The sequence below is a fragment of the Pseudomonas sp. Pseusp11 genome, assembly GCF_047304405.1.
In the GTDB taxonomy this organism is placed as follows: Bacteria; Pseudomonadota; Gammaproteobacteria; order Pseudomonadales; family Pseudomonadaceae; genus Aquipseudomonas.
In genome coordinates this window covers 1-23,282 of record NZ_JBGLZF010000005.1, presented here as the reverse complement: position 1 = coordinate 23,282, position 23,282 = coordinate 1, and the positions used below count along the sequence as shown (strand labels likewise).

23 protein-coding genes and 2 pseudogenes are annotated in these 23,282 nt (G+C 58.3%); 11 read left to right on the top strand and 14 right to left on the bottom strand.

Going from position 1 to position 23,282, the window contains the following annotated elements; all coding sequences use genetic code 11:
- Window positions 1–4 precede the first annotated feature (4 nt).
- Window positions 5–496, bottom strand: a complete 492-nt coding sequence (locus tag ACCC96_RS05490) for a type II toxin-antitoxin system VapC family toxin (protein WP_413695162.1) — start codon at window positions 494–496, stop codon at window positions 5–7.
- Window positions 493–1,551: a helix-turn-helix domain-containing protein gene (locus ACCC96_RS05485; protein WP_413695161.1), complete on the bottom strand. Its 1,059-nt coding sequence runs from the start codon at window positions 1,549–1,551 to the stop codon at window positions 493–495. The genes ACCC96_RS05490 and ACCC96_RS05485 overlap by 4 nt, the downstream gene beginning before the upstream one ends.
- A gap of 187 nt (window positions 1,552–1,738) precedes the next feature.
- On the opposite strand from ACCC96_RS05485, the gene ACCC96_RS05480 reads away from it, so the two are divergent.
- The 7 genes from ACCC96_RS05480 to ACCC96_RS05450 all read left to right on the top strand — a co-directional run bounded on the left by ACCC96_RS05480 (window position 1,739) and on the right by ACCC96_RS05450 (window position 10,814).
- Window positions 1,739–2,740: a phosphate ABC transporter substrate-binding protein PstS gene (locus tag ACCC96_RS05480; protein WP_019580399.1), complete on the top strand. Its 1,002-nt coding sequence runs from the start codon at window positions 1,739–1,741 to the stop codon at window positions 2,738–2,740.
- A gap of 450 nt (window positions 2,741–3,190) precedes the next feature.
- Window positions 3,191–5,224 (top strand): ABC transporter permease subunit, encoded by a 2,034-nt coding sequence (locus ACCC96_RS05475; protein WP_413695245.1) that lies wholly within the window; start codon window positions 3,191–3,193, stop codon window positions 5,222–5,224.
- 15 nt (window positions 5,225–5,239) lie between these two features.
- The gene (pstA, locus tag ACCC96_RS05470; protein WP_413695160.1) at window positions 5,240–6,910 is read left to right on the top strand and encodes a phosphate ABC transporter permease PstA; all 1,671 of its coding nucleotides are present in this window, start codon (window positions 5,240–5,242) and stop codon (window positions 6,908–6,910) included.
- Window positions 6,911–7,003: 93 nt separating this feature from the next.
- A complete protein-coding gene (pstB, locus tag ACCC96_RS05465) occupies window positions 7,004–7,837 on the top strand; it encodes a phosphate ABC transporter ATP-binding protein PstB (RefSeq protein WP_008150054.1) in 834 nt (277 codons plus the stop codon).
- 71 nt (window positions 7,838–7,908) lie between these two features.
- Window positions 7,909–8,670 (top strand): phosphate signaling complex protein PhoU, encoded by a 762-nt coding sequence (gene phoU / locus ACCC96_RS05460; protein WP_007934507.1) that lies wholly within the window; start codon window positions 7,909–7,911, stop codon window positions 8,668–8,670.
- 181 nt (window positions 8,671–8,851) lie between these two features.
- Window positions 8,852–9,796: a response regulator gene (locus tag ACCC96_RS05455; RefSeq protein ID WP_413695159.1), complete on the top strand. Its 945-nt coding sequence runs from the start codon at window positions 8,852–8,854 to the stop codon at window positions 9,794–9,796.
- Window positions 9,797–9,917: 121 nt separating this feature from the next.
- Complete coding sequence (locus tag ACCC96_RS05450) at window positions 9,918–10,814, top strand: peptidoglycan DD-metalloendopeptidase family protein (protein ID WP_413695158.1); 897 nt, start codon at window positions 9,918–9,920, stop codon at window positions 10,812–10,814.
- 159 nt (window positions 10,815–10,973) lie between these two features.
- Here ACCC96_RS05450 and ACCC96_RS05445 read toward each other — a convergent pair whose 3' ends face one another.
- The 3 genes from ACCC96_RS05445 to phoB form a co-directional block, all read right to left on the bottom strand.
- A complete protein-coding gene (locus ACCC96_RS05445) occupies window positions 10,974–12,314 on the bottom strand; it encodes a hemolysin family protein (RefSeq protein ID WP_007934513.1) in 1,341 nt (446 codons plus the stop codon).
- A gap of 123 nt (window positions 12,315–12,437) precedes the next feature.
- Window positions 12,438–13,724, bottom strand: coding sequence for a phosphate regulon sensor histidine kinase PhoR (phoR, locus tag ACCC96_RS05440; protein ID WP_258674233.1), 1,287 nt, complete (start codon window positions 13,722–13,724; stop codon window positions 12,438–12,440).
- Window positions 13,725–13,799: 75 nt separating this feature from the next.
- A complete protein-coding gene (gene phoB, locus ACCC96_RS05435; RefSeq protein ID WP_003229608.1) occupies window positions 13,800–14,489 on the bottom strand; it encodes a phosphate regulon transcriptional regulator PhoB in 690 nt (229 codons plus the stop codon).
- Window positions 14,490–14,641: 152 nt separating this feature from the next.
- On the opposite strand from phoB, the gene ACCC96_RS05430 reads away from it, so the two are divergent.
- Entirely contained in the window at window positions 14,642–15,025 is a 384-nt protein-coding gene (locus tag ACCC96_RS05430; RefSeq protein ID WP_019651310.1) for a hypothetical protein, read from the top strand.
- 89 nt (window positions 15,026–15,114) lie between these two features.
- Here the strand turns inward: ACCC96_RS05430 and ubiA are convergent, their stop codons facing one another.
- Together ubiA and ACCC96_RS05420 are read right to left on the bottom strand one after the other, a co-directional pair.
- Window positions 15,115–16,005, bottom strand: coding sequence for a 4-hydroxybenzoate octaprenyltransferase (gene ubiA, locus ACCC96_RS05425; RefSeq protein ID WP_258671683.1), 891 nt, complete (start codon window positions 16,003–16,005; stop codon window positions 15,115–15,117).
- The gene (locus ACCC96_RS05420) at window positions 16,005–16,568 is read right to left on the bottom strand and encodes a chorismate--pyruvate lyase family protein (RefSeq protein WP_064621149.1); all 564 of its coding nucleotides are present in this window, start codon (window positions 16,566–16,568) and stop codon (window positions 16,005–16,007) included. Before ACCC96_RS05420 ends, ubiA begins: the two co-directional genes overlap by 1 nt.
- Window positions 16,569–16,768: 200 nt before the next feature.
- On the opposite strand from ACCC96_RS05420, the gene ACCC96_RS05415 reads away from it, so the two are divergent.
- The 3 genes from ACCC96_RS05415 to ACCC96_RS05405 all read left to right on the top strand — a co-directional run bounded on the left by ACCC96_RS05415 (window position 16,769) and on the right by ACCC96_RS05405 (window position 18,571).
- Complete coding sequence (locus ACCC96_RS05415; protein ID WP_007896465.1) at window positions 16,769–16,936, top strand: rubredoxin; 168 nt, start codon at window positions 16,769–16,771, stop codon at window positions 16,934–16,936.
- Window positions 16,937–16,954: 18 nt separating this feature from the next.
- Complete coding sequence (locus tag ACCC96_RS05410; protein ID WP_007934519.1) at window positions 16,955–18,103, top strand: NAD(P)/FAD-dependent oxidoreductase; 1,149 nt, start codon at window positions 16,955–16,957, stop codon at window positions 18,101–18,103.
- Window positions 18,104–18,295: 192 nt separating this feature from the next.
- Window positions 18,296–18,571, top strand: coding sequence for an HU family DNA-binding protein (locus ACCC96_RS05405; RefSeq protein ID WP_003213368.1), 276 nt, complete (start codon window positions 18,296–18,298; stop codon window positions 18,569–18,571).
- Window positions 18,572–18,659: 88 nt separating this feature from the next.
- Here the strand turns inward: ACCC96_RS05405 and ACCC96_RS05400 are convergent, their stop codons facing one another.
- The 7 genes and pseudogenes from ACCC96_RS05400 to ACCC96_RS05370 all read right to left on the bottom strand — a co-directional run.
- Entirely contained in the window at window positions 18,660–19,055 is a 396-nt protein-coding gene (locus ACCC96_RS05400; RefSeq protein ID WP_413695157.1) for a DUF6124 family protein, read from the bottom strand.
- Between the two features lie 611 nt (window positions 19,056–19,666).
- Window positions 19,667–20,146, bottom strand: a complete 480-nt coding sequence (comJ, locus tag ACCC96_RS05395) for a competence protein ComJ (RefSeq protein ID WP_018927402.1) — start codon at window positions 20,144–20,146, stop codon at window positions 19,667–19,669.
- 67 nt (window positions 20,147–20,213) lie between these two features.
- Window positions 20,214–20,648: a hypothetical protein gene (locus ACCC96_RS05390; RefSeq protein ID WP_018927403.1), complete on the bottom strand. Its 435-nt coding sequence runs from the start codon at window positions 20,646–20,648 to the stop codon at window positions 20,214–20,216.
- 35 nt (window positions 20,649–20,683) lie between these two features.
- Window positions 20,684–20,940 (bottom strand): annotated as a pseudogene (locus ACCC96_RS05385) (hypothetical protein); the annotation flags it as partial.
- Between the two features lie 195 nt (window positions 20,941–21,135).
- Window positions 21,136–21,609 carry an SMI1/KNR4 family protein gene (locus ACCC96_RS05380; RefSeq protein ID WP_258671677.1) on the bottom strand — a complete coding sequence of 158 codons (474 nt, stop codon included), beginning with the start codon at window positions 21,607–21,609 and terminating at the stop codon, window positions 21,136–21,138.
- 77 nt (window positions 21,610–21,686) lie between these two features.
- Window positions 21,687–22,841, bottom strand: a complete 1,155-nt coding sequence (locus tag ACCC96_RS05375; RefSeq protein ID WP_018927406.1) for an ankyrin repeat domain-containing protein — start codon at window positions 22,839–22,841, stop codon at window positions 21,687–21,689.
- Window positions 22,842–23,282, bottom strand: a pseudogene (locus tag ACCC96_RS05370) (type IV secretion protein Rhs); the annotation flags it as partial.

Here is a 23,282-nt window from a genome sequence, read left to right as displayed (position 1 = left end):
GATGTTAATGCTTTCGCCAGTGCGAAAGCCTTGCATCACATTCTCCAGGCGGTAAACGTGCTCCATGTTCGAGCATGTTATCCAAGGCATCCGCAGCGTGTGCTGGTGGAACAACTTGGTGCTCGACCATTAGGTCGAGTAGCCAGAGGGCCCCGTGGACCTGCAAGCCATCTCGTTGAGCCTGGCGTCTGAGCTTGCCGTCTCCGGTCAGTAACGGTCGGCCTGTCTCCTGCGCGAGCAAATAACAGGAGACATCCGCCAGTGAACTGTTGTTGTGCTCTACCTTGAGGCTGAAAAGTCGAGCCACTCCGGGGCCATCGAAAGATTCGACAATCAACCCATGGGCGAGCAATTCGTCATGGGGAAAGTCCTCCAGTTCATCCATCACGAAATCGGTGCAGCAAAGTGTGAACGGAAGTCTGAACATCTGTTCCAGCAATCCAGCGTTTCTGAAATCGATCCAGATATTTGTATCGCTGATGTAGATCAGACTCATGCACTCTCCAATGAGCCTAGGAAGTTTGGGTCAAGGGCGCTCACTGGCTTACGTAAAAGTTCGGCTGCGCGGGATTTGGTGATAAGCCCCTCTGCCAATCCCCAAAACACCAACGATTCAAAACGTTGTGGTGGCTTACAGGGCATGGGTTCTGGCTCAGCCTTGCGCCAGCCGTTCGCGCTGAATTGGATGGTTAGAGATTTGTAACCCGCATCGCTAAGCAGGTTCAGATCCTTGAGGCGCCGTAGTGCTGCGTGCATCGAAATCCCGTATTGGCGCTTGGCGATGAGTAACTCGCGCGGATGAACCCGTGAACGTGGATGGCTGCCAAAGTCGCTGGTGACGCCTTTTGCCGGGTAGAGGAATGCACCTGCAAATCGATGACAGCAGTTTTCCTTGTCTCTCTCAGGCATATCGTCGGGTAACTGCATGACCCAATGGCCAAGCTCGTGGGCAGCGGTGAAGCGTATACGTTCACCTGGACGCTCGGCATTTAACGCGATCAAGACATGGCGCCCGTCTCCGGTAGCTGCGCAGGCCCCATCGAAATCATCCGGCCCCATGAGCATCGCTACCTTGATGCTGTGCTCTTCTAACTGCTCGGTCAGATTAGCGATGGGGTCGCTACCAATTCCCCAGAAATCCCGAAGTAGCTCGGCGGCGCGTTCGGCCTCTTCAATAGAGGAAACGGGCAGCATTTGAGCCGGAGTGCTTGGAGTCTGGATGTCCGCTGGGTCGAAACATTCCTCCAGAGCCATGTAGCGCTCAAGGTGTTCACGAATCTGCTCTTCGACTTGCACCTGACGGTATCTGGGCATTTTCGCAAGCTTGCGAAACTCCAACGGCGCAAGCGGGATGGCGTCCGCGCGGAAAAAGTACTCAGGATTGACCTCCAATACTTTTGCCATTTGCAGCAGGCGCGAGGAGTTCGGGGTGCTTAACCCTTTTTCGTATTTGCTGAGGGCTTGCTTGGTAATGTCGCCAAGCTGGAGCGCCAGCGCCTCCAAGGATATGCCACGCAGAAGGCGAGCGCGGCGGATTCGGTCATTAATCATGAGTTCCTCTCGTGGTTGACAAGACTATATTTTAGTTCTTATTTGTCAACCTGCTCAGAGAGTCAGAATGTATCCGGCAATTGAATACTGGCCTTTCATCCAATTGTCATATTTCAGCCATAGAGTGTTCACACGGCCTGCTGATACTTGGCCCCGACTTAACACACCTATCTGCTAGGAGTAAGGCATGAAACTGAAGCGTTTGATGGCGGCAATGACTTTTGTCGCTGCTGGCGTTGCGACTGCCAACGCGGTTGCCGCTGTTGACCCTGCTATCCCGAGCTACACCAAGACCACTGGTGTGTCGGGCAACCTGTCCAGCGTCGGCTCCGATACCCTGGCCAACCTCATGACCCTGTGGGCTGAGAACTACAAAAAAGAATACCCGAACGTAAACATCCAGATTCAGGCCGCTGGCTCCGCCACCGCGCCACCTGCGCTGACTGAAGGCACCTCCAACCTGGGCCCGATGAGCCGCAAGATGAAGGACACCGAACTGGCGGCCTTCGAGCAGAAGTATGGCTACAAGCCAACCGCTATCCCGGTGGCCGTGGACGCCCTGGCGGTCTTCGTACACAAAGACAACCCGATCCAGCACCTGACCATGGAACAAGTCGACGCGATCTTCTCCTCGACTCGTCTGTGCGGCGCCAAAGCTGATGTGAAAACCTGGGGCGACCTGGGTGTGACCGGCGACTTGGCCAACAAGCCAGTACAACTGTTCGGTCGTAACTCGGTATCCGGCACTTATGGCTACTTCAAAGAAGAAGCCCTGTGCAAAGGCGACTACAAGCCAAACGTCAACGAACAACCAGGCTCGGCGTCGGTTGTGCAGTCGATCAGCTCCTCGCTGAACGGCATCGGTTACTCGGGCATCGGCTACAAGACCGCCAGCGTGAAGACCGTGGCCCTGTCCAAGAAAGGCAGCACTGAATTCATCGAAGACACCGAAGAAAACGCCCTGAACGGTAAGTATCCGCTGTCGCGTTTCCTCTACGTTTACGTCAACAAGGCCCCGAACAAGCCTCTGGCCCCGCTGGAAGCCGAGTTCGTGAAACTGGTTCTGTCCAAGCAGGGCCAGGAAGTTGTAGTGAAAGACGGCTACATCCCACTGCCAGCCAAGGTTGCTGCAAAAGCACTGGCTGACCTGGGTCTGGCGGAAGGCGGCGCTGAAGTCGCAAAAAAGTAAAACCCTAGGTCCGGGGTAAACCCGGACCTGTAGGAGCGAGGCTTCGCGAGCAAGCTTCGCTGCTACAAAGGCCCAGGGTTGCCATGATGGCAACCCGGCCCTCCCCAAATTTCTGATCCACTGCCAGTTTCCACCGGCGGCGGATTTGTTGCGTCACTGCATTGTCATCTTTCTGTCATACAGGATCGCTAGGGTGTGCGCATGAATGATCTGGCCAACTCCACCATGACTACAAATCCCCCCAAGCGAATTGACTTCAATACGCCTGAGCTGCACCGCAAGCGCCGCATCCGTGCGCTGAAAGATCGCCTGACCCGCTGGTACGTCCTCGTCGGCGGCCTCGCCGTCCTCGGCGCGATCACCCTGATCTTCTTCTTCCTTGGTTATGTTGTCGCGCCGCTGTTCCAGGGTGCCGACCTGACCGCCAAAGACGCCATCACGCCCGCCTGGATGCAAGACGCCGGCAAGCCTTTGATGATCTCCCTCGAAGAACAGAACCAGGTCGCCATGCGGGTTTCCGACAAGGGCCAGGCGTTGTTTTTTGATATCGACAGCGGCGCCGAACTGCGCCGCGTCGACCTGCCGATCACAGCCGGTACCAGCGTGACCTCCATCGGTGAAGATCAACCCGGCCATCCATTGGTCGCAGTGGGGTTGTCCAACGGTCAGGTGCTGGTGTTCCGCCACACCTATAAAGTCAGCTACCCGGACGGCAAGAAAACCATCTCGCCGGCTATCGAATACCCGTACGGCGAAACGCCAATCGTGCTGAACGAGGCGGGCGGCGCTCTGGAGCACGTCAGCCTCAACGCCACCGATTCGACCCTGCTGCTGGCTGGCTCCACCGGTGCGCAACTGCATGTCATGTCGCTGACCAGCGAAGAAAACATGATGACCGGCGAAGTCACCAACGAGCAGAAACGTATCGACCTGCCGCAAATGACCGAGCCAGTGAAGAACATCTTCGTCGACCCGCGTCAGCAGTGGCTGTACGTGGTCAACGGTCGCGCTCAAGCCGATGTGTTCAGCCTGCGCGACAAGAGTCTTAACGGTCGCTACAAATTGCTCGAAGACGGCGATGCCGAGATTACCGCCAGCACCCAGCTGGTGGGCGGTATCTCACTGATCCTCGGCGACTCCAAGGGCGGTCTCGCCCAGTGGTTCATGGCTCGCGATCACGATGGCGAACTGCGCCTGAAGCAAATCCGCACCTTCCAGATGGGCGCTGCGCCGATTGTTGAAATTACCGCCGAAGAACGTCGAAAAGGCTTCGTTGCCCTTGATGCGTCCGGCAAGCTCGGCGTGTTTCACAGCACCGCGCACCGCACTTTGCTGGTGGATCAGGTGGTCGACGGCCAAGGCCTGTTCGGCCTGTCGCCACGGGCCAACCGCGTGATCGTGGAGCAGGGCGGCAAGCTGCAACCGTTGCTGCTCGACAACCCGCACCCGGAAGTCTCGTGGAGCGCATTGTGGAGCAAGGTCTGGTACGAGAACTACGACGAGCCTAAATACGTCTGGCAATCGACTGCCGCCAACACTGACTTCGAACCCAAGCTGAGTCTGTCGCCGCTGACCTTCGGTACCCTGAAAGCCGCGTTCTACGCCATGCTGCTGGCCGCGCCCCTGGCCGTCGCCGCAGCGATCTACACCGCGTACTTCATGGCACCGGGCATGCGTCGCAAGGTCAAGCCGGTGATCGAACTGATGGAAGCGATGCCGACGGTGATCCTCGGCTTCTTCGCCGGCCTGTTCCTCGCACCGTATGTAGAAGGGCATTTGCCGGGCATCTTCAGCCTGCTGATGCTCCTGCCGATCGGCATTCTGGTGGCGGGTTTCGTCTTCAGTCGCCTGCCTGAGTCGATCCGCCTGAAAGTGCCGGACGGTTGGGAAAGCGCGATCCTGATTCCAGTGATTCTGTTCGTGGGTTGGCTGTCGCTGTACATGAGCCCGTACATGGAAACCTGGTTCTTCGGCGGCGACATGCGCATGTGGATCTCCCACGACCTGGGCATCACCTACGACCAGCGCAACGCTCTGGTGGTCGGCCTGGCCATGGGTTTTGCGGTCATCCCGAACATCTACTCCATTGCCGAAGACGCCGTGTTCAGCGTGCCGCGCGGCCTGACTCTTGGTTCCCTGGCCCTCGGCGCCACGCCGTGGCAGACCATGACTCGCGTGGTGATCCTCACCGCCAGCCCGGGCATCTTCTCGGCGCTGATGATCGGCATGGGCCGCGCGGTCGGTGAAACCATGATCGTGCTGATGGCCACCGGTAACACCCCGGTCATGGAAATGAACCTGTTCGAAGGCCTGCGTACATTGGCAGCCAACGTCGCGGTGGAAATGCCCGAATCGGAAGTCGGCGGCAGCCACTACCGCGTGCTGTTCCTCTCGGCGCTGGTGCTGCTGTTGTTCACCTTCATCATGAACACCCTCGCGGAACTGATTCGTCAGCGTCTGCGCAAGAAATACTCGTCGCTTTAAGAAAGGTAGAAGTCTGTGAAACAGAACTCCCTGAATGGATGGTTCAAGAGCGGCGCCCCAGGCGTCTGGATCAGCGGTGGCGCGGTGTCCATTGCGGTCATCATGACCATTGGCCTGCTGGCGGTGATTGCCGTGCGCGGTCTGGGTCACTTCTGGCCGGCGGACCTGGTCCACGCCAGTTATGACGTGCCGGGCCAGGCCAATCACCTGGTCATCGGCGAAGTGGTGCAGAAGGAAGAAGTGCCACGCGAGCGCCTGAAAAGCGCTGGCCTGCCGGTGCCCGATCAGGGCCCGGAGTTCATGACCCGCGAGCTGATCAAGGTCGGCAACCGTGATCTGAACGGCACGGACTTCACCTGGACTGTCGGCGAGTGGCTGACCAACCAGAAGACTCCGCCAGAGCTGATGACCATCGAGCGTCGCGAGTGGGGCAACTTCTACGGCTATCTGGTCAACGTTAAAGAGGACGGCAAGGTCGTCGCTGAAGGCGAAGCCGCATGGCCTGAGTTGCAGGCCCGTGTCGATCGCGTCAACCAGTTGGCTGGGCAGCTCAAGAGCCTGGAAAAAACCGACATCGGCGCGATCAACGCCGGTCTCGAACGTGTTCGTCTGCACGGTCGCAAGCTGGAATTGGCCGGCCGTCTCGACGCTACCGCACAGGCGGACCTGGAGTCTGAGCGCGCCGAGCTGAATGCCCGTTATCAGGAAATCGAAGCGCGTCTGAACGACCTGCACAAGCAGTTCAACCGTGACAGCCTGACGGCTCGTGACGCGAACGGTAAAGAGGTCGAGATCGGCATCGGCAAAGTGGTTCACGCCTATCAGCCGAACGCCATGAGCACCTTTACCAAGGTTGGCTTCTACTTCAGCAAGGTCTGGGAATTCCTCAGTGATGACCCGCGCGAAGCCAACACCGAAGGCGGGATCTTCCCGGCGATTTTCGGCACCGTGATGATGACCTTGATCATGGCGATGATCGTCACTCCGTTCGGAGTGCTGGCGGCGGTCTACCTGCGTGAATACGCCAAGCAGAACACTCTGACCCGAGTGATCCGTATTGCGGTGAACAACCTGGCGGGCGTACCGGCGATCGTTTACGGCGTGTTCGGCCTGGGCTTCTTCGTTTATGTGCTGGGCGGCTCGATCGACCGGTTGTTCTTCCCCGAAGCCTTGCCGGCGCCGACCTTCGGTACGCCGGGTCTGTTGTGGGCTTCGTTGACCTTGGCCCTGCTGGCTGTGCCGGTGGTGATCGTGGCCACCGAAGAAGGCCTGGCGCGGATTCCTCGCACCGTGCGCGAAGGCTCGTTGGCCCTCGGTGCGACCAAGGCCGAGACCTTGTGGAAGATCGTGCTGCCGATGGCCAGCCCGGCAATGATGACCGGCATGATCCTCGCCGTGGCCCGCGCCGCCGGTGAAGTGGCGCCGCTGATGCTGGTGGGCGTGGTGAAACTGGCACCGTCGCTGCCGCTGGATGGCAACTACCCGTACCTGCACCTGGACCAGAAGATCATGCACCTGGGCTTCCATATTTATGACGTCGGCTTCCAGAGCCCGAACGTCGAAGCCGCGCGACCGTTGGTGTATGCCACGGCGCTGCTGCTGGTGCTGGTGATCGCGACATTGAACCTGTCGGCCGTTTATATCCGTAACCATCTGCGCGAGAAGTACAAGGCGCTGGATAGCTGATCACCGTCGCTCTTGCAGAGCGGCGACACCGCTGGCCCATCTTGTGAGGCCAGCGGCTCACTGAACCGAATTTGTTAGCACAGGGAGCCTCCCATGCAGCACGAAGCACACACTCACGGCATCAACATGTCGGCCCTGGGCCGCGACAAACAGAGCCTGAGTCTCGAGCAGGAAACCGTGGCCATCGAAGTGCCGGGGTTGAGCCTGTTCTACGGCGACAAACAAGCGCTGTATGACGTCAGCATGAACATCCCGAAACAGCGCGTGACCGCCTTCATCGGGCCGTCCGGCTGTGGCAAGTCCACGCTGTTGCGCACTTTCAACCGCATGAACGACCTGGTGGATGGCTGCCGCGTCGAAGGCGCGATCAACCTCTACGGCAACAACATCTACCGCAAGGGCGAGGACGTGGCCGAGCTGCGTCGTCGCGTCGGCATGGTGTTCCAGAAGCCCAACCCGTTCCCGAAAACCATCTATGAAAACGTGGTTTACGGCTTGCGCATCCAGGGCATCAACAAAAAGCGCATCCTCGACGAAGCCGTCGAGTGGGCGTTGAAAGGCGCGGCGCTGTGGGATGAAGTCAAGGATCGTCTGCACGAGTCGGCACTCGGTTTGTCCGGCGGTCAGCAGCAACGTCTGGTGATTGCCCGCACCATCGCCGTGGAGCCGGAAGTGCTGCTGCTCGACGAACCGTGCTCGGCCCTCGACCCGATCTCCACGCTGAAAGTCGAAGAGCTGATCTACGAACTGAAATCCAAGTTCACCATTGTTATCGTGACCCACAACATGCAACAGGCCGCGCGGGTTTCCGACTACACGGCGTTCATGTATATGGGCAAACTGGTGGAGTTCGGCGACACCGACACCCTGTTCACCAATCCGGCGAAGAAGCAGACCGAAGACTACATCACCGGTCGTTACGGCTAGGAAGCTGTTGTTGCTCACTGAACTGACGCTGCGGCCCACCGCACCTTACCGGACGCTCCAAGGACGCCAACATGATTAGTAAAGAAGGCCTTACCCATCACATCTCCCAGCAGTTCAACGCTGAGCTCGAGGAAGTGCGCAGCCACCTCCTGGCCATGGGCGGGCTGGTCGAGAAGCAGGTCAACGACGCGGTCACCGCGCTGATCGAGGCCGACTCCGGCCTGGCCCAGCAAGTGCGCGAGGTCGACGACCAGATCAACCAGATGGAACGCAATATCGACGAAGAATGCCTGCGCATTCTGGCCCGTCGTCAGCCGGCGGCGTCGGACTTGCGGCTGATCATCAGCATCTCCAAATCGGTGATCGACCTCGAGCGTATCGGCGACGAAGCCACCAAGATCGCCCGTCGCGCCATTCAGTTGTGCGAAGAAGGCGAAGCGCCGCGCGGTTATGTCGAGGTTCGCCACATCGGCGACCAGGTGCGCAACATGGTTCGCGATGCCCTGGACGCGTTTGCCCGCTTCGACGCCGACCTGGCACTGTCGGTGGCGCAGTACGATAAGATCATCGACCGCGAATACAAGACCGCGCTGCGCGAACTCGCCACCTACATGATGGAAGACCCGCGCTCTATCTCGCGTGTCTTGAGCATTATCTGGGTGCTGCGTTCCCTTGAACGAATCGGCGACCACGCGCGCAATATCTCGGAACTGGTGATTTACCTGGTGCGCGGCACCGACGTGCGTCACCTGGGCCTCAAGCGCATGAAGGAAGAAGTGGAAGGCACAAGTGCCGAAACCGCTAATGTTCCGGACAAAGCTGACGATAAGTAAGGTTGCCCAAGAAAAAGCGCCCGGCCCCTTGGCCGGGCGTTTTTGTTTGTGTGGCTTTTGAACTGAAAAGCCGAATTGAAAAGCAGCACCCGCGAACGAAAAGTCCCGGCGTGACTGAAGAGTTTTGGCAAAGTGCCATCAGCCAGCGTTATGCTTGCCGGGATATTTAAAGGGGTGTTGGATGAGCAAGATCAGTGTGTTGGTCGTGGACGATGCGTCGTTCATTCGTGACCTGGTAAAAAAGTGCCTGCGCAACTACTTCCCGGGGATCCGGACCGAAGATGCAGTCAACGGTAAAAAGGCCCAGGCCATGCTGGCCAAGGAAGCGTTCGACCTGGTCCTGTGTGACTGGGAAATGCCGGAAATGTCCGGTCTGGAGTTGCTGACCTGGTGCCGCGAGCAGGACAACCTCAAGACCATGCCGTTCGTGATGGTGACCAGCCGTGGCGATAAAGAGAACGTGGTCCAGGCGATCCAGGCCGGGGTTTCCGGCTACGTCAGCAAGCCATTCACCAACGAGCAGCTGTTGACCAAGGTCAAGCAGGCCCTGAACAAGGTCGGCAAGCTCGATACCTTGATGAACAGCGCGCCGACCAAAATGAACTCGGCGTTCGGCAACGATTCCCTGAGCGCATTGACCGGTGGCAAAGCGGCGGTAGTCGCACCCGCGGCTGCTGCGGTCAACCCGTTTGCCAAACCTGCCGCCGCCGCGCCAGCCCCGGCTGCGGCGCCGTCTCGCGGCCTGCTCAACAATCCACCGGTCAAGGCGCCAGCCGCTGCCTCCGCTGGCGGTCGTGGCCAAGGCCAACTGCGCCTGTCGAGCGGCACACAGCAATGCGTGATCAAGGCCTTGAGCATCAAGGAAGCGCTGCTGGTGGTGAAACGCACCGAGACCTTGCCGCAAGTCCTCGACAACGCCGTACTCGACCTGGAGCAGGGCGACAACGCCGAAACTGCCCGTCTTAACGGCTACTTGCACGCCATCGTCGCCCACGAGCCGAAGCCGGACAGCGAGTGGCTGCAACTGACGTTCCGCTTTGTCGACCAGGATGCACAGAAGCTCGACTACATCTCCCGCCTGATCGCCCGTGGCACCGCGCAGAAGCACTTCGTACCGGGTGCGTAACGTGTACCGCTGATCATTCCCACGCAGAGCGTGGGAATGATCATTTGAAACATCTGTCGACTACGCAGGTCCATTTCTGCTGCTAGGCTCCTTCCCAGGCCTACTCAACAGAATTTTGCCCATGCTCGCGCGCCTGCTGTTTTTCTGTGGTCTTTTCATGGCCTCCACCTCGGCTGTGGCCATGACGATCTACAGGTCCACTGATGCCAGTGGCGTGGTCTCTTACAGTGACCGCCCCACCAAAGGTGCGAAGGTGTTCGTTTTTCGCGACCGAATGGTCGAACACCTTGAGCGGCAGGTGTACCTCGACATCAAGAGGATGAATGGCATCGACAGCGTGTTCGTGCGCAATGACCTGTATGCGCCGGTCGAGATCGAGCTGAGTTTCGACGGGCTGCAGAACGTAAGCGGTGCGCCGAGCCGACCGATCCGGCGGGTGATGCCGGCGCGCAGTAACCTTCGTCTGGCCCTGCTCACGCCGACGAAGGCTGGAAGGCCGATCGTGTATAACCCAAGGTTCGAATATTCCCTGGGCGACCCCTCAGGGGCTGCCATGGCCTATCGATATCCATTGCCCTGGCGTGGCGGTCCGTTTCGGCTGACCCAGGGCGCCAACGGTCAATACAGCCATTATGGGCCGAAGAACCGTTACGCGATGGACATCGCCATGCCCGAAGGCACGCCGATCATCGCTGCGCGCGGCGGGGTGGTGGTGAAAACCGAGAATGGCCAGACCGGGCGCGGCAACGATCCGTCGGGCAATTTCGTGCGGGTGTTGCACGATGACGGGACCATGGGCGTGTACCTGCACCTCAAGAAGGGTTCAGTCTGCGTACGGGAAGGTCAGCGGGTGGTGGTGGGCAGTGCGCTGGCGCTGTCGGGCAACACCGGCAACAGCAGCGGCCCGCACCTGCACTTCGTGGTGCAGCGCAATACCGGATTGGGGCTGGTGTCGATTCCGTACCAGTTCAATCAACCGGTGGGGGCGTTGCCCAACTTTGCGTTGGGCAAGAAGTGAAGGCGATGGAGATCTACTGTGGCGAGGGAGCTTGCTCCCGCTCGGCTGCGCAGCAGTCGCCATTCAGCCAACGCGGTCTGCCTGAGTAAACGCGGCAGCCGGTTTTGGGGCCGCTCCGCAGCCCAACGGGGGCAAGCCCCCTCACCACCGAAAGCACGCTTAATCGAGCATCAACACCTTGGCCAATATGATCTTCGGCCCTTTCATCTTTTTGATGATGATCCGCAAACCTTCGACTTCCAGCACTTCTTCCTCTTCGGGCACCCGTTTCAGGGTTTCGTAGACCAGCCCGGCGAGGGTTTCGGCTTCGATGTGGTCCAGGTCGATGCCCAACAGGCGTTCCACCTTGAACAGCGGCGTATCGCCGCGCACCAGCAGCTTGCCCGGCTGATACGCGAGGATCCCGCGTTCAGCCTTGCGGTGTTCGTCCTGAATGTCGCCCACCAGCACTTCCAGCACATCTTCCATGGTCAGGTAGCCGATGATGTTGCCGTCGGCTTCCTCGACCACGGCGAAGTGCGAGCCGCCCTTGCGGAACTGTTCCAGGAGTTGCGACAGCGGCATGTGCCGCGACACGCGCTCCAGCGGCCGGGTCAGTTCGGCGAGGTTGAACGACTCGGGAATGTGATCAAGGGCAGCCAGTTCCAGCAGCAGATCCTTGATGTGCAGCAGGCCGACGAACTCTTGGCGCTCGCTGTCGTACACCGGGTAGCGGCTGAACTTGTGGCGACGGAACAACGCCAGGATTTCCTTGAGCGGAGCGTTGAACTCAAGTGTGACCAGGTCTTCCCGGGAGTTGGCCCAGTCGACCACTTCCAGCTCGCCCATTTCCACCGCCGAGGCCAGTACGCGCATGCCTTGGTCGCTCGGGTCCTGGCCACGGCTGGAGTGCAGGATCAGTTTCAGTTCTTCACGGCTGTAATGGTGCTCGTGGTGCGGGCCGGGCTCACCTTGCCCGGCAATGCGCAGGATCTGGTTGGCGCTGGCGTTGAGCAGGTAGATGGCCGGGTACATGGCCCAGTAGAACAAGTACAGCGGCACCGCCGTCCACAGCGACAGCAACTCGGGTTTGCGGATGGCCCAGGATTTCGGCGCCAGCTCACCGACCACGATGTGCAGGTACGAAATGATGAAGAACGCCGTGAAGAACGAAACCGCCTTGACCACTTCAGCGGAATCTACGCCCACGGCACTCAGCACAGGCTCCAGAAGGTGCGCGAACGCCGGTTCACCGACCCAACCCAGGCCGAGAGAAGCGAGGGTGATACCCAATTGGCACGCTGACAGGTAAGCATCGAGCTGACTGTGTACGGTGCGCAGGATATGTCCGCGCCAGCCGTGCTGTTCAGCGATGGCTTCGACCCGGGTCGAGCGCAGTTTGACCATGGCAAATTCTGCCGCAACGAAAAAGCCGTTGAGCAAAACCAGGATCAAAGCAAAAAGAATCATGCCGAAGTCGGCGAATATTGTTGCGAGGGTCAAGCCAGGGGAAGGGTCCATGATGGAGTTTTGCGGGTTCCGTGTATTCAAAAAAGGGGGAAATGCAGTGCCTGAAGGGCAGGCACAAGTCAGCCAATGTAGCGGCTGACTGATCGATTGCCTAGTGGCGAGTGCTAGTCGGTATCAGTCCGCGGCGCTGATCACGCGGGATTTGGTGACCTGGGCCGGCGCGAAATGGCAGGTAAACGTGCTGCCATGCCCCGGCACACTGCTGATTTCCATGCGTGCCCGGTGGCGCAGCAACACGTGCTTGACGATGGCCAGCCCCAGCCCGGTGCCGCCGGTGTTGGAATTGCGGCTGGAATCGACGCGATAGAAGCGTTCGGTCAGGCGCGGCAGGTGTTTGCTGTCGATGCCGATTCCCGAATCCTGCACGCTCAGGTGTGCACCTTGCTCGTCACCCCACCAGCGAATGCGGATATTGCCTTCGGCCGGGGTGTATTTCACCGCGTTGAACACCAGATTGGAAAACGCACTGCGCAGTTCGGCTTCACTGCCCTTGAGCAGAATCGTCGGATCGGCTTCGAGGGTGATGCGCTGATTTTTCTGCCCCGACAGCTGCTGAGCATCGCTCTTGATCGATTGCAGCAGGCTGTCGATGGACACTGGTTGGTTGTCCGACGGGTAATCGGTGGCTTCCAGTTTGGCCAGCAGCAGCAAATCGTTAAGCAAGGTCTGCATGCGCCCGCCTTGCTGCTGCATTTGCTGCAGGGCACGGGTCCAGCGTGGATTCACGTCCTCGACGTTATCGAGCAGGGTTTCCAGGTAGCCGCAAATCACTGTCAGGGGCGTGCGCAGCTCGTGGGACACGTTGGCGATAAAGTCTTTGCGCATCTGCTCCAGCTGATGGATACGCGTCACATCGCGCACCAGCATCAAGTGTTCGTTGTTGCCGTAGCGGGTGATGTATAGCTGAATGCGCAGGCGATCGTTGATCGGCGACGGAATTTCCAACGGCTCGGCGTAACTGTCCTGCTCGAAGTATTCCTTGAAGCGCGGATGGCGCACCAGGTTGGTCACCGGCTGGCCGCTGTCCTGAGGAGTCTTGAGGCCGAGCAGGGTTTCGGCGGCGCGGTTCCACCACTCGAGGTTGCCGTCGCTGTCGAGCATGATCACTGCGTCTTTCAGCGCGGCAGTGGATTCCTGGACCCGGTCGATCACCGCTTGCAGGCGCCCGCGTACCCGTTGGTCGCGGCGTTGCAGGTGATAGATGCTGTCGAACACTTCGCCCCACAGGCCATAGCCGTCGGGCGGTGCTTCATCGGGTTGGTGCAGGCGCAGCCATTCGTGCAGGCGCAGCAGCTGTTTGAGGGTCCAGGCCAGGTAAACACCCAGGCCCACGGCGAGACTCCAGCCGTAGTAGCCGGAAATCAGGCCGATCACCAGGCAGGCGGTGACCAGCAACAGCATGTGGCGAATCAGGGTGCCATGCCAGTTTTGGTTCACGGAAAATATGCGTCCTTGTCAGCGAGGCTGGCGGTCTGTTCAGGCCTTGGTGGAAAACCGGTAGCCGGTGCCGCGCACGGTTTGTACCAGATTTTCGTAGGCATCGCCGAGGGCTTTGCGCAGGCGACGGATGTGCACGTCGACAGTGCGCTCTTCGACGTAGACATTGCCGCCCCAGACCTGATCCAGCAACTGGCCGCGGGTGTAGGCGCGTTCCTGGTGGGTCATGAAGAATTGCAGCAAGCGGTACTCGGTCGGGCCCATCTCGGCGGGTCTGCCGTCGATGGTCACGCGGTGGCTGATCGGGTCCAGCAGCAGGCCGCCGACTTCAATCGGCGCTTCGCCATCGGTCGGGCCGGCGCGGCGTAGCACGGCTTTGAGGCGCGCAACCAGCTCACGGGGGGAAAACGGTTTGGTGATGTAGTCGTCGGCGCCGACTTCCAGGCCCTGGATCTTGTTGTCTTCCTCGCCCTTGGCGGTGAGCATGATGATCGGGATGTCCCCGGTCAGCTCATCGCGCTTGAGGCGGCGGGCCAACTCGATGCCGGAGGTGCCGGGCAGCATCCAGTCGAGCAGAATCAGGTCCGGTTTGCGATCGACGATAATGGCATGGGCCTGCTGGGAGTTCTCCGCCTCCAGGCAGTCATAGCCGGCCATTTCCAACGCAACGGCGATCATTTCGCGAATGGGCGCTTCGTCGTCGACGATCAGAATGCTCCTGCCAACCATGCCTTAATCCTCTTGTCATTTAACTGTCTTGCGCCGCATTAGATAACGGAATTATTGCAGTCGTGTGACAGTATTTTAGCCAGCCTGCGATTGTCGCGATCCTGAACTAAGCTTTAATTCCGAATCCTGACAACCACAAAAGGAAGGTTTCCATGAATCACATTGTTCAATCCTGGAAGGTCCTGCTGGTCACCGCCGCGCTAACGCTGCCGTCCCTGGCCTTCGCGGCAGAACCGGCCATGATGAAAGACGGGATGATGGTCGATCACAAGGGCATGACGGTTTACACCTACGACAAGGACTCAGGCGGTAAGTCGATGTGCAACGGCGAGTGCGCTGAATACTGGCCGCCAATGATGGCGCCGGCGGGCGCCAAGCCCGAAGGCAAGTGGAGCACGATCAAGCGTGACGACGGTAAGATGCAGTGGGCCTATGATGGCAAGCCGCTTTACACCTTCATGAAGGACAAAAAACCCGGTGACATGGCGGGCGACAATATGAAGAACGTCTGGCACATCATGCGCGAGCATAAATAAGCGATTCGCCTGCGCCGTAAACAGTTCGCGGCCTGCAGTCGCTCCATCCCCCTGTTGGAGCTGGCACAGGCTGCGATCTTTTCCAACGGTCAACGCAACGCGTAATCCAGCACAATCCCCACGAAAATCGCCAACCCCGCCCAGTGGTTATGCAAAAAAGCCTGGAAGCAGCGCATCCGGTCCTTGCTGCGGGTGTACCAGAACTCCCACGCAAAGCAGCCTGCCGCCACCAGCAACCCAAGGTGGAACCAGCCACCGAGATGGAATTTCGAGCCAGCCAGCAACAGGCAGCCCAGCGCCAGGCCTTGCAAGGTCAGAATGATCACCCGGTCGGCATCGCCAAACAGGATCGCGGTGGATTTCACCCCGATCTTCAGGTCATCGTCGCGGTCGGTCATGGCGTAATAGGTGTCGTAGCCCACGGTCCACAGCAAGTTGGCGATCCACAGCAACCAGGCTGTCGCCGGCAACTCACCGGTCTCGGCAGTGAACGCCATCGGCATGCCCCAGGAGAACGCCGCGCCCAGCACCACTTGCGGGTAATAGGTGTAACGCTTCATGAACGGATACGTGAAGGCCAGGGCCAAACCGCCCAGCGACAACCCGACAGTCGCCGCGTTGGTGCACAGCACCAGCAGGAAGCTCACGCCCATCAGCACCGCGAAGAACACCAGGGCTTCTTTTGAGCTGATCTTGCCGCTCACCAGCGGCCGTTGCTCGGTGCGTTTCACATGGCCATCGACCTTGCGGTCCGCCCAATCGTTGATCACACAACCGCCGGCACGGGTCAGCACCACGCCGAGCACGAAAATCACGATATTGGCCAGTGATGGCGAACCTTCACCGGCAATCCACAGTGCCCACAATGTCGGCCACAGCAGCAGGTAAATGCCGATCGGCTTGTCCATGCGGGTCAGCTGAATGAAATCCCAGGCCCGAGGATTCACGCGGTTCAGAGACTTGAGCAGGTTCTGGTACATCAGCAGTTCTCCGGATGCGCGCGGGCGGCGCTCCACAGGGTCGGCAGGAAAACCTCGGCCACCAGCACGCTCAGGGCGCCACGGTCGAAACGCGAGCGCCGGCCCCACAGTTCAGGCGCCTGAGCCTCCATCGGCAACCACGCTTGGGGATAGTGACAAACCTCGATGGCCCGGCGCTGAAACGCCCGATCGCAAAACAGCAGTTCGCCCAGGGAGCGGCTACCCAGCTCATCCATATGCAATCCGTCGCCCTGCAGCGCGCTACGCGCCGCCACGCTGCGGGCAAACACCCAAGCTTCACCGTGGCCGCGCAGATACACCTCGCGCACCCAGCCTTCGCTGCCTTCGGCCAGCTCCAGCGCGGCACATTCGTCGGCGCGCAGCGATTGCCAGCCTTCGAACAGCGGCGTGACGCTGAAACCGTCATTCGACAAACGGGTCAGGCGTCGGGTCAGTGACCCTTCATCGAACAACCAATCGAGCGTAGACGTGTCGGGGCGGGGCATCAGTTGGCTTTGAGAAAGCCAGAGCGGCGTCGGGGAGGGGGCTTTTGAGTGCGGCACAGTGAGTCATTATTGGCAGCAAATGAGGCGGCGAGCTTACCATGTCAGGCGGCGAGTTTGATTGATCCGGCCTGCCGTTGCGCCGAACAGGCTTGCATCTGTCGGGCCCGATCAGTACAAAACGCCCTGAGCCGGACGGCAACGCTTCATCTATCGACCGTTCGCGCCGGCAAAAGCCTGAATCCCGAGGAAGTACCTGAATGAAAAAGTGGCAATGTGTGGTCTGCGGCCTGATCTATAACGAAGCCGAAGGCTGGCCGGACGACGGTATTGCGGCGGGCACACCGTGGCAGGACGTGCCGGAAGACTGGCTGTGCCCGGACTGCGGAGTGGGCAAAATGGATTTTGAAATGATTGAAATCAACTAAGCATCCAAGGAGCTAGGAATGAACGCACCTGTCGTGATCGTCGGCACTGGGCTGGCTGGCTACAACCTGGCCCGGGAGTTTCGCAAACTCGATGGCGAAACCCCGCTGCTGTTGATTACCGCAGATGACGGACGCTCCTACTCCAAGCCGATGCTTTCCACCGGCTTTGGCAAGAATAAAGACGCCGATGGCCTGAGCATGGCCGAACCGGGCGCCATGGCCGAGCAATTGAAGGCCGAAGTGCGCACCCACACGCGCATCAGCGGCATCGATCCGGGCCACAAGCGCCTGTGGATCGGCGAAGAATCAGTGATCTACCGTGACCTGATCCTGGCCTGGGGTGCGGAAACCGTGCGGGTGCCGATTGAAGGCGACGCGGCCGACGCGGTTTTCCCGATCAACGACCTTGAAGACTACGCACGTTTTCGCGCAGCCGCGGCCGGCAAGCGTCGGGTGCTGCTGCTGGGCGCCGGTTTGATTGGCTGCGAATTTGCCAACGACCTGATTCTCGGTGGCTACGAAGTGCAACTGGTTGCCCCCTGCGAACAAGTCATGCCGACCTTGCTCCACCCGGCGGCGGCCGCTGCGGTCCAGGCCGGCCTGGAAAGCTTGGGCGCGCGCTTCCACCTCGGGCCGGTGCTCAATCGCTTGCAGCGAGTGGCTGACGGCCTGGAAGCGCATCTGTCTGACGGCCAGGTCATCCCTTGCGACGTAGTGGTGTCGGCCATCGGCCTGCGTCCGCGCATCGACCTGGCGGCTGCGGCAGGGGTGCAGGTCAATCGTGGTGTGGTGGTCGACCGCCACCTGAAAACCTCTCACGCCAACATCTACGCCCTGGGCGATTGCGCCGAGGTCGACGGGCTGAATCTGTTGTACGTCATGCCCCTCATGAGCTGTGCGAGAGCGCTGGCCCAGACCCTCGCCGGAAACCCTACGGCGGTGAGTTATGGCCCGATGCCGATCACTGTGAAAACCCCGGTCTGCCCATTGGTGGTTTCGCCGCCGCCACGGGGCGCGGAGGGCGTCTGGACGGTCGAAGGGCAGGGCGCGGACATCAAGGTGCTGTGCCGCGACAGCGCCGGCAAATTGCTGGGCTATGCGCTGACCGGCGCGGCGGTGATGGAAAAACTCGCCCTGAACAAAGAACTTCCGGCCCTGTTGGCGTAAATGCCGGTCGTTCTGTCGGAATCACCCCGTTTTTGCCCCCACAAAGGTCGCGGGGAGACTGGCGCCGCTCTTGCGCGCATGCCATCCTCATTCCCGTCTGCCGCAGAGTAGAGCACCTGCGGCGCCTTGGGCGCTGTTCCAACGAGAACAGCACGGACATAACAACAAAAAACCGTCAAAGGGGCTTCACTCATGCGTAAACCAGAACTCGCCGCTGCCATCGCGGAAAAAGCAGATCTCACCAAAGAACAGGCCAATCGCGTTCTCAACGCCGTTCTCGAAGAAATCACCGGCGCTCTGCATCGCAAGGATAGCGTCACGCTGGTGGGCTTCGGCACCTTCCTGCAACGCCATCGCGGTGCCCGCACCGGCAAAAACCCGCAAACCGGTGAGCCGGTGAAGATCAAGGCCAGCAATACTGTTGCGTTCAAGCCAGGCAAGTCGTTGAAAGACAGCGTTAATCCGTAACACGCACCGACTTCCCGCACAGCGGGCGAGCGGGATAAAAAATGGGCACGCCAACGAGGTTGGGTGCCCATTTTTTCTGTCTGGCGGATCAGCCGACTCGGCTTTGTTTCCTGGCGAGAATCGCTGCTATTTCCGGCTCATTCAGGTGATCCAGCGCGCGCTCTACCAACAAATGCACCCCGTCGGCCAGGCGGCTGAGCGCCAGGGCTACGGAGCGGCGTGAACCGTCCACGTCGTCGGCGAGGTCGGCGGCGATGGCGCTGATGGACAAGATATCTTCCGAGGCATTGGCGAGGAGGGCTTCAGTGTTGATGCCCGGGCAGACGCTGAAGAGCTGGCCTTTGCGTTTCGGTGGCTTTGGTTCGGCTGGCGGGAAGTGATGGTCGAGGGCGCGTTCGGCGGCGTCGTTGAGTTTTTTTGAATCGGGGCTTTCGTATGGGGAGACCGGATCGGTGTCCGGTGGGTTAGGTGTAACTTTGAACATGATCTTCAATTCCATGAGTGATGCTGACACCCCTTCGCCGACTAAACGAAGGGGTGGCGGCTGTACGCAGGTTAGTCGGACCGGGGAATTGAAGAAGCCGGCGCACCCAAAGGTGCCCTACGCACAGCCACCATCAAAATGCAGGTAGCAAGTACCTGTCTGACGGACGCTTGTACAACTTCAATTACCAGCGGGCGACTAAACCCGACCACTGACGATCAGTGACACGAATCAAGTTACCGACCGACCCCAAAGCGCACAAGCCGGCGGATTCTGGCGTAGCCGTAGGCAACGACGCAAGGTGTTGTAGCTTTCACGACGTTACCTACAAGGCTTTTAAACAAGCACTGTCAGGCATTGGCGTGGGACCGATTGGAAAACCATTTTTGATCAGGATTGGGGGGGCTGAATCAGGTTGCCGAGTTCGTCGTAATGATGGTGCAGGCTGCTGGCCGCACTGTGATCGGCAGCAACTGACCGAGGGCGTCGTAGGTAAAGAAGCGATGGATTCGACTGACCGGATAGCGAGGGAACATGATGAGCCCGAGCTGGAAAAATGGGCACACCGACTGGATCAGGTGCCCATTTTTGTTGGACGCAGAGATGAGTTTCTAACGAAGTCCCTCTACCAGTACCTTGTCTTTCTCGCCGCCCCAAGGATCGTCCAGCAGGTACTTGGCTGAAACTTTGCTGTCTGATGGGACCAGAGTGATTTTGTAAAAGATTTCTTCACCCTCGCAAACCTCGAAGTACAACGCATAGTCGCGTTTATCTAGATCGAGCTCGACCCTGAATTTTTCAGCAGCGGATGCAATTTCCACATGACTGGGATCCGTGACATGAAACGGCACGACGATGCAGCGCTGGGCAGTGGGGTCGAGGTTGAAACTGTCTTCCAGTTTCAGGTGTACGTTTGCCCCGAATGCGTCTTCAGGTAGAGGGTCAAACACAACATAGTCACTATGGAGGACCGCACCCTGCTCTAGGTTAATCTTGCCCCATTGGCTTGAGGCTTCGTCGAAGGGCCGTGAGCGGAATTGAATCTGGCTGTGGGAGATTAATAGGTCCATAACTTGAGCTGTCTTTTTCATCCATAAACCTCGATCGGTATCCTGCTCGGTTTCTCCGACGCATTGGTCCTAGAGTCCCCGGCCTTGCTCAAGCTTTTTTCTCTAAATAGAATTTCAGATATTTTTTTGGTCTTTCTTGAAAGGCTCGCGCCTTACCGAAGCTATAAGCATCGTCAAAGTATTTATAAGCCTGTGAATAATCTTCCAGTTCAAAGTAGACCATTCCCAAGTTGATCAACGGACCTGTATCGATATCTGACTCTCGGCCATCCAGGGTCTTTTGTGCCCAATCTTTAGCGGCCTCGAAGTCACCGTTGTCGAAGTGCAGGTTGAAAAAAGAACCTGTGACCCATGACGACAAAGGTGTCCATTCAAGTTTTGGCTCAGGAAGCAAGTCCCATGCTTTTTGGTACAAGGCCTGGGCTTCATTTTTTTTGTTTTGCTCATCGAGCTCATTGCCCGAGGCCATGATGGCCATTATCTCATCTGCCAACGTGGGGTTTTTATCTGCTAAATCTTTCATATAACAATCCTTTCCTGATATATGGGGTTTTCAACCTCGCCGAGTGAGTAGCCGTTGGTGTCGTGCTCGTTTTTTCGATGCGCCGGCCCAGCGGGTCGTAGGTCATCCTGACCACGCTGCCGTTTTTGTTGCGCACTTCAATCAATCGACTCTCGGCGTCGTAACCTAAGCGCTACAGGCCCCGTTTAGCGCTGCGTTTTTCGATCATCCGGCCAGACGCGTCATAGCGGTAATGCTTATCCCGGTAGGTCAGCAGTTTGTTGTGCACCACCAGCCCGGCGCCATGCTTCGGGCTGCCCTGCAGTTCGTGGCGAGGGAGCTTGCTCCCGCTCGGCGGCGCAGCCGTCGTAAACCGGCTGATGCGGTCTACCTGTAAGAATGTATCAACCCTTTTGGGGCGGCTGCGCCACCCAACGGGAGCAAGCTCCCTCGCCACAGGGGATCTGCGTTTCTAATCAAGTCCGCTACTTGTGCGGCATTGGCTCATTCACTCTTCGTCCAGATCTTCCTCATCGATCAGCCCTTGAACAAACCGAAGGAAATTCGAGCAGACCAGCTTTTCGGATTCAGCCTGATTTTCTTCAGGGCTTAGGTCGCTATCAAAGCTATCAGTCGTAAAATAACTAACGGCCTCCGTATCAAGATTCAAGCAAAAGAAGTTGCCACCCCAGTCGTTCGCGAAAGGCAGGAGGTGTGCAGGAAGTACCTGTTTTTTTAGCATCAACTGGTAGGTGGACAGCAGCGTGGAGTCGCCACCGGTAATCGGCTTGAATGCAGCCACTTCCAGTGGCTCGTCAAAATCTTCGCTGACCCAATAGGTCCGCTCCGGTACGCCGCCGTTGTACTTGAGGTAATGGTTTCTAAAGGGCGTCGGTAGCTTCTTACCAATTGCGGATTCCAGATGATCCAGATCCGCTGGCGTAATGGTCGCTTCGTCATTTGAGAATGTGTTTTCAAGCACTCGTTATCTCCGGTCATGAGCAGCGTCCAAGTTTGGGGCCAGCAGGTATTTGGCTGATTCTTTGCCGTTCCACTTTTCTACTGCATTATCCCTGGATCCGGAGCCGGAATGACCACGCTCGCCCAACTGGCTGTACGTTTGCGTTGTGTCAGAACACGCAATGCTGCTGCGTCGGGTTCGCCTTTTTTCGTGAATTTGACAGGCACCAAAACATAGAGCATCACCTTTTCATCGTCGGGGATGATCTCTTTTTCAGTTTTCGTATCCCAGGCTTTATCCACGGCCACGAAAGCATCCACTTCGTCTGGCCAGGCCAGGTTGGCATACATGGCATCGGAACGACGAATCAAGAAGCCTTCCGACAAGGGGCCATTATCGAACGTGTGGCGAGCGAGCAGAGACAGCAACTCAACCGGAAAAACCCAAGGACTGTGGGGGGGAAAACCATGCTGCGTAAGAGGCCAGTCGCCAGGTAAGCATACGAATAATTCGGTATGAGGACTTTTGGCAAAAAGTCCGATGGTGAAGAGTAACTTGAACTTGCTTTTGCCATCAATACAGCTGATACGCAGCTCCAGCCCCTCTTCATTAGTGATGGGACTCAGTTGCGCGGGTAGAACCCAGCCAGCGGTGTTGTGGACGAAAGTGACTATAGAACCACCAAATTCCTCAGGCTGGCTTTCAACGTCCATGATACTGACCGCCCCGGATTTTCTTAAGGTGGACGCAATCTCTGTAAATCCCCAGGTGTTGGCGATGTCCAATGGCGCAGTATTCAGCCTGGTGTGCAGTCGATTGATGTTGGCATGGTGTTCTACAAGAAGATTGACGACGTCCTGATGCCCAAAGGTAATCGCGTCAATCAGCGGGGTGGTTATGCTGTTAGGCCACCCATCCACCAAAGCACCGGCCTCAAGAAACCATTGGCATGTTTGTAAGTGTCCATTGCCAGCGGCTGCGGCAAGTGGCGTGCTATTGCCGGAACTGGCGGCAGGCTGGTCCAGCGCAATACCTAAAGACACCAATAAGCGGCAAATTTCGGTTTGCCCCTGTTCAGCGGCCATGTGCAGCAGGGTTTCATGCCCATCAAGACCATACATGGGCAAGTGCAATAGAACGGAATTTTTCTCTAGGCACTTTTTTAGTGAGGCTGCATTTCCCGACGCGATGTCTGCGTGAATGGCTAATAAAGTTTTAATGTTCTTTTCATAAATTTCTTCTGGGTTGTTCATTTAAAAAATACCTTTTGTCATTTGAGCACCCATGTTTTTTAATGCGTTTTGGACACTGGCCAGCCCGCCGACGTCTGCTTTCTGTAGTATTTCATAGACTTTTTTGGCGCTGGCTATCGAGTGATTCCCTCCACCATTTTGGGCCCAGGTGAAGTTGCGCGGGTCGTTGTTTAGGCCAATTTTGTGTTTGGCCAGAATTTTTTGCGAGTCGGTAATGTACTTTTGATTTTGAGCTTTCCAGCTTTTCGGAGCTTTTTCGCGGACGATATGATGGTAATGCGGCTTTACCATACCCTTAGGTGCAGGCCCCATTGCTCTCTTCTGTGAGGCGCTGAGTCGACAAACTTCCCACCCCCACGGAACCACCCACCCAAACCGAATAGGTGCGTATTTATAGAGGTTTAATACCCCCGCCAACCCAAACAGAAACGGCGACGAAAA